We start from the raw sequence: 5,355 nt of genomic DNA, 5'->3' as shown, positions 1-5,355 counted from the left end.
CCACTACATCCTGGTTCGAGCGCGATCTTGCGCCGGAACCGACGAGGATCGGCGCGGCGCGACACCGCTGGCGCGGCGCGACACCGCCGGCGCGGCGCGGCGGGGCGGTCGCCGGGTCAGCGGATGACGCGGCCGCGGAGGATCGTGCGGGACGGGGCGCGGACGACCCGCAGGTCGCTACGGGGGTCTTCGGGGTAGACGGTCAGGTCGGCGAGGCCGCCCTCGACCAGGCCGGGGAAGCCGAGCCATTCGCGGGCGCCCCAGGAGGCGGCGGCGAGTACGTCGGTGGGTGCCATGCCGGCTCGTTCGTGCAGCAGCAGCATCTCTTCGGCGGCCAGCCCGTGGTCGATGCCGCCGCCGGCGTCGGTGCCCACGTAGATCGGCACCCCTGCCTCGTGCGCGGCGCGCACCACGTCGGGGAAGCCGTCGCGCAGCGCGAGCATGTGGTCGGCGTACCCGGGGAACTTGCCTCGCGCCTGTTCGGCGATGCCGCCGAAGGTGGCGATGTTGATCATTGTGGGGACCAGCGCGGTGCCCTGGCGGGCCATCTCGTCGATCAGGTCGAGGCTCAGCCCGGTGCCGTGCTCCACCGAGTCGACGCCGGCCCGCACCATGATCTCGACGGCTGATTCGGAGAAGGTGTGCACCGCGGCGCGTACTCCGGCGTCGTGGGCCGCCCGCACGGCGGCGGTGAGGGTGTCCGCGTCCCAGGCCGGCGCCAGGTCACCGACGCCCCGGTCGATCCAGTCGCCGACCAGCTTGACCCAGCCGTTGCCGGCCCGCGCCTGCGCGGCCACCGTGGCGGCCACCTCCGTCGCGTCGACCTCCACGCCGATGTCGCGCAGGTAGCGCTTCGGCGGGGCGACATGCTGGCCCGCGCGGGCCAGTCGCGGCAGGCCCGGCTCGTCGTCGAGTTCGGGGTACGGGTACGGCGAGCCGGCGTCGCGGATCGCCAGCACCCCGGCGTCCCGGTCGGTGTGGGCCAGCTCGCGGGCCTGGTCGAGCGAGGTGATCGGGGCGCCACCTCGGGCGATGCCGATGTGGCAGTGCGCGTCGACCAGGCCCGGCAGCAGGAAACCGCCGTCGACGACGGTCTCCGCACCGGGCACCGGGGTGAAGGTCACCCGGTCGCCGACCAGCCAGAGATCGCGTACCTCGTCGTCGGGCAGCAGCACACCGCGCACATGAAGAGCCATGCGCACAGTCCTACCCGATCACTCCTCGTCGGGGGCGAGCAGGCCGCCCCCGACCGGCACGAAGGTCAGCGGGGGCGGTTGTCGCCGCCCTTGCCGAGCTTGTTGAAGTCGATCTTCGGGAGCTTGAAGCCGGGCGGCAGGCCCTGGCCGCCTGCGAGGTCGTTCGGGTCCATCCCCGGCGGGAGCTGCGGCATGCCACCCGGGAAGCCGCCCGGGATGCCGGCGCCGGCCCCGGTACGCGGACGACCGCCGCCCTTGGTGCCCTTGCGCTTGTTCTTCGGCGACTTGGTCGCCTTGCGGCGGCCCCCGCCGGGCAGGCCCATCATGCCGCCCATCTGCTTCATCATCTTCTGCGCGTCGGCGAAGCGGTTGAGCAGTTGGTTGACGTCCATCACGGTGACCCCGGAGCCGTTGGCGATGCGCGCCCGGCGGGAACCGTTGATGATCTTCGGGTTGGTCCGCTCGCCCGGGGTCATCGACCGGATGATCGCGGTGACCCGGTCGAAGTGGCTGTCGTCCAGGTCGGCGAGCTGGTCCTTCATCTGCCCCATGCCGGGCATCATGGCCAGCACGTTGGCGATCGGGCCCATCCGCCGCACCGCGATGAGCTGGTCGAGGAAGTCGTCCAGGGTGAACTGCTCACCGCCCATCAGCTTGGCGGTCATCTTCTCCTTCTGATCGGAGTCGAAGGCCTGCTCGGCCTGCTCGATCAGAGTGAGGACGTCGCCCATGCCGAGGATCCGGCTGGCCATCCGGTCGGGGTGGAAGACGTCGAAGTCCTCCAGCTTCTCACCGGTGGAGGCGAAGAGAATCGGCTGCCCGGTGACCTCGCGGACCGACAGCGCGGCACCACCACGGGCGTCGCCGTCGAGCTTGGAGAGCACCACACCGGTGATGCCGACGCCGTCGCGGAACGCCTCGGCGGTGCGGACGGCGTCCTGACCGACCATCGCGTCGATGACGAAGATGACCTCGTCCGGTGAGACGGCGTCGCGGATGTCGGCGGCCTGCTGCATCATCTCGGCGTCGATGCCGAGCCGGCCGGCGGTGTCGACGATGACGATGTCGCGGGCGGCGCGCTTCGCGTGCTCGATCGACGCGCGGGCCACCTGCACCGGGTCACCGGTGCCGTTGCCGGGCTCCGGGGCGTACACCTCGACGCCGGCCCGGCCACCGAGCACCTGGAGCTGTCCGACGGCGTTGGGGCGCTGGAGGTCGGCGGCGACGAGCAGCGGCTGGTGCCCCTGGCCCTTGAGCCAGCGGGCCAGCTTGCCGGCGAGGGTCGTCTTACCGGAACCCTGGAGCCCGGCCAGCATGATCACCGTGGGCGGCTGCTTGGCGAACTGGAGCCGTCGCCCTTCGCCGCCGAGCACCTTGACCAGCTCGTCGTTGACGATCTTGATGATCTGCTGGGCCGGGTTCAGCGCCTGGGAGACCTCGGAGCTGCGCGCCCGCTCCTTGACGGCCGCGATGAAGCCCTTGACCACCGGCAGCGCGACGTCCGCCTCCAGCAGCGCGAGACGGATCTCGCGCGCGGTGGCGTCGATGTCGGCGTCGGTGAGCCGCCCCTTGCCGCGGAGCTTGGTGAAGATCCCGGACAGGCGGTCACTCAAGGTGTCAAACACGCGAACATCCCGTTTGTCAGTGTTCCGGCGGGCACAACGCGGCCGGCACTGCGGAGTCCGGCCACCGCAAGGGTAACCGCCCGGCCGTAGGGCCGCTGTCGCCCGGCCCGGGCCTCACCCCGACACCAACCCCGACTGGTACGCGAACACGACGAGCTGGGCCCGGTCCCGGGCTCCCAGCTTGCCCATCGCCCGGCTGACGTGGGTCCGCGCCGTCGCCGGGCTGACCACCAACTGTGCGGCGATCTCCTCGTTGTTCAGGCCCTCACCGACCAGGCCGACGACCTGACGCTCCCGATCGGTCAGCGTGTCCAACCGGGGGTGCGGGCGAAGCACCCGGGACGGCCGGGTGGCGAACTCCCGCACCACCCGGCGGGTCACCGACGGCGACAGCAGCGCCTCCCCCTCGGCGACGAGCCGGATCGCGCGCAGAAGCTCGGCCGGTCTGGTGTCCTTGGTGAGGAAGCCGCTCGCACCGTGCCGCAGCGCGTCGAAGACGTACTCGTCCAGCTCGAAGGTGGTGAGCACCACCACCCGCGTACCGGTCAGATCGGGGTCGGCGACGATACGGCGGGTCGCCTCGATGCCGTCGATACCGGGCATCCGGATGTCCATCAGCACCACGTCCGGCCGCTCCCGACGGGCCAGCTCGACCGCCCGCAGCCCGTCGGACGCCTCGCCGGCCAGCGCCAGGTCGTCCTCGCTCTCCACCAACGCGCGCAGCCCGAGCCGGACCAGGTCCTGGTCGTCGGCGATCAGCACCCGGATCACGTCGCCGACTCCACGGGCAGCGCGGCGTACACCCGGAAGCCGCCACCGGCGCGCGGCCCGGTGGTCAACCGCCCGCCCAGCGCCGCGACCCGCTCCCGCATCCCGGCCAGACCGTGACCGCCCTCGTCGTCGGCCGGAGCTGTCCCGACGCCGCCGGCGCCCATCCCCCGGTCGGTGACCTCGACGGTCACCTCGTCGACCCGGTAGTCCACGGTCACCTCCGCGCTCGCCACCCCCGCGTGCCGCAGCACGTTGGTCAACGCCTCCTGCACCACCCGGTACGCGGCCAGGTCCACCGCGGCCGGCAGCTCCCGAGGGTCACCGACCACGCGCACCTCCACCGCGAGCCCCGCCCCGGCGAGCCGGTCGCGCAGCGCGGGGAGCCGGGCCAGGCCGGGTACCGGGTCGCGCTCGGCACCCCGCCGCACCGCGCCCAGGGTGACCCGCAGCTCGTCCAGCGCCTCGCGACTGGTCCGGCTGATCGCGGTCAGGGCCACCTCCGCCTGCTCCGGCCGCTTCGGCAGCAGGTGCAGGGCGATCTCCGCCTGCATGCTGATCGCGGCGAGCCCGTGCCCCACCACGTCATGCACCTCCTGCGCGATGCGCAGCCGCTCCTCGTCGGCCTGCCGCCGTGCCTGTTCGGCACGGCCCCGGGCCTCTTCGGCACGGGTACGCGCGGCCGCCTCACGGCTCACCCGCACCACCACCCCCACCGCGAACGGTACGACCACCCAGGCCGACGCGGGCAGCACTCCGGTCCAACCCGGCGCCGGACCCCGGCCGAAGAAGACGTGCGCCAACAACAGGACGAACGCGCCACCGGCGGCGAGCGCCGCCGGGCGTACCGGCAGTCGCACCGCCACGGTGTACACCGCGACCAGGAACGTGACCAGGATCGGCCCGTACGGGTAGCCGATCAGCAGGTACGTCGAGGTGGCCACGGTGACCACGGCGAGGGTGGTCACCGGAGCACGCCGCCGGACCAGCAGGGCCAGCGCGGCGAAGGCGATCAGCACCCGACAGGCGGCGTCCACCGGCCTCGACCCCGGCTGGTTGTCCCCGGCCAGACCGGTGGCGAGCAGCCCGAACCCGAGCAGCACCAGGGCGAGCGCGGCATCCGCCGCCACCTCCGGCCACCGCCACTGCCCGCCTCGTCGCATGGCCGTCATTCTGCCCGCGCCGACGTCGCTCGACGTGCGTCCACGAGCGGCACCGCCGCTACGCCCCCGGACGTACCCGCCGCCCGCCACCACCCGCGATCTTGCACATTGTGTCGCCGCAATGCGTCTTTTGCGTCGTATGCGGGGACATAAAGTGCAAGATCGACGCGGCAGCCGCGGGTCAGACGGCGGCGAGGACCGCGGCCTCCAGGCGGGCCCGGGTGGCGTCGTCCGGCCACCCGCCGACCAGATAGAAGGCGTCGACCACGTCGGCGCCGAGGGTGGAGATGCGGGCCGCGCGGACCAGGGCGCCGGCCTCGTCGAGCGCACACGCGACCCGGTAGAGCAACCCGGCGGCGTCGGCGGCGCGCAGTTCCAGCAGTACGGCGTCGGTGGCCGCCTCGCGGTGCCAGACCACTCGTGGAGCCGCGCCGGCGCCACGGCTGGCGAGCGCACGGCCGCGCAGCCGTTGGGTGACCGACACGTCACCTTCCACAGATCGTACGGGCGTCGTGTAGGGAACTAGTGTCAATCTCGGTTGTCGCCTTATCATTAACAACTAAACAACTAAAGAGATCAACTCAAGCTCGCTTAACAATGACC

Annotated in this window: 4 protein-coding genes and 1 pseudogene; all 5 read right to left on the bottom strand. The window is 72.4% G+C overall.

Features of this window, described 5'->3' with window-relative positions; genetic code table 11:
• Window positions 1-116: 116 nt before the first annotated feature.
• Entirely contained in the window at window positions 117-1,196 is a 1,080-nt protein-coding gene (locus PSH25_RS25625) for an amidohydrolase family protein (RefSeq protein ID WP_238661491.1), read from the bottom strand.
• Between the two features lie 65 nt (window positions 1,197-1,261).
• Window positions 1,262-2,821: a signal recognition particle protein gene (gene ffh, locus PSH25_RS25620; protein ID WP_238661490.1), complete on the bottom strand. Its 1,560-nt coding sequence runs from the start codon at window positions 2,819-2,821 to the stop codon at window positions 1,262-1,264.
• A 114-nt stretch (window positions 2,822-2,935) separates the two neighbouring features.
• Window positions 2,936-3,592, bottom strand: coding sequence for a response regulator transcription factor (locus tag PSH25_RS25615; RefSeq protein WP_124776265.1), 657 nt, complete (start codon window positions 3,590-3,592; stop codon window positions 2,936-2,938).
• Window positions 3,589-4,752, bottom strand: a complete 1,164-nt coding sequence (locus PSH25_RS25610) for a sensor histidine kinase (protein ID WP_238661489.1) — start codon at window positions 4,750-4,752, stop codon at window positions 3,589-3,591. The genes PSH25_RS25615 and PSH25_RS25610 overlap by 4 nt, the downstream gene beginning before the upstream one ends.
• A gap of 181 nt (window positions 4,753-4,933) precedes the next feature.
• Window positions 4,934-5,311, bottom strand: a pseudogene (locus tag PSH25_RS25605) ([protein-PII] uridylyltransferase); the annotation flags it as partial.
• Between the last annotated feature and the right edge of the window lie 44 nt (window positions 5,312-5,355).

The sequence above is a fragment of the Micromonospora foliorum genome (assembly GCF_022229015.1).
Classification (GTDB): domain Bacteria; phylum Actinomycetota; class Actinomycetes; order Mycobacteriales; family Micromonosporaceae; genus Micromonospora; species Micromonospora foliorum.
The sequence above is the reverse complement of the archived record's forward strand: the minus strand, read 5'-3'. Positions and strand labels throughout refer to the sequence as shown.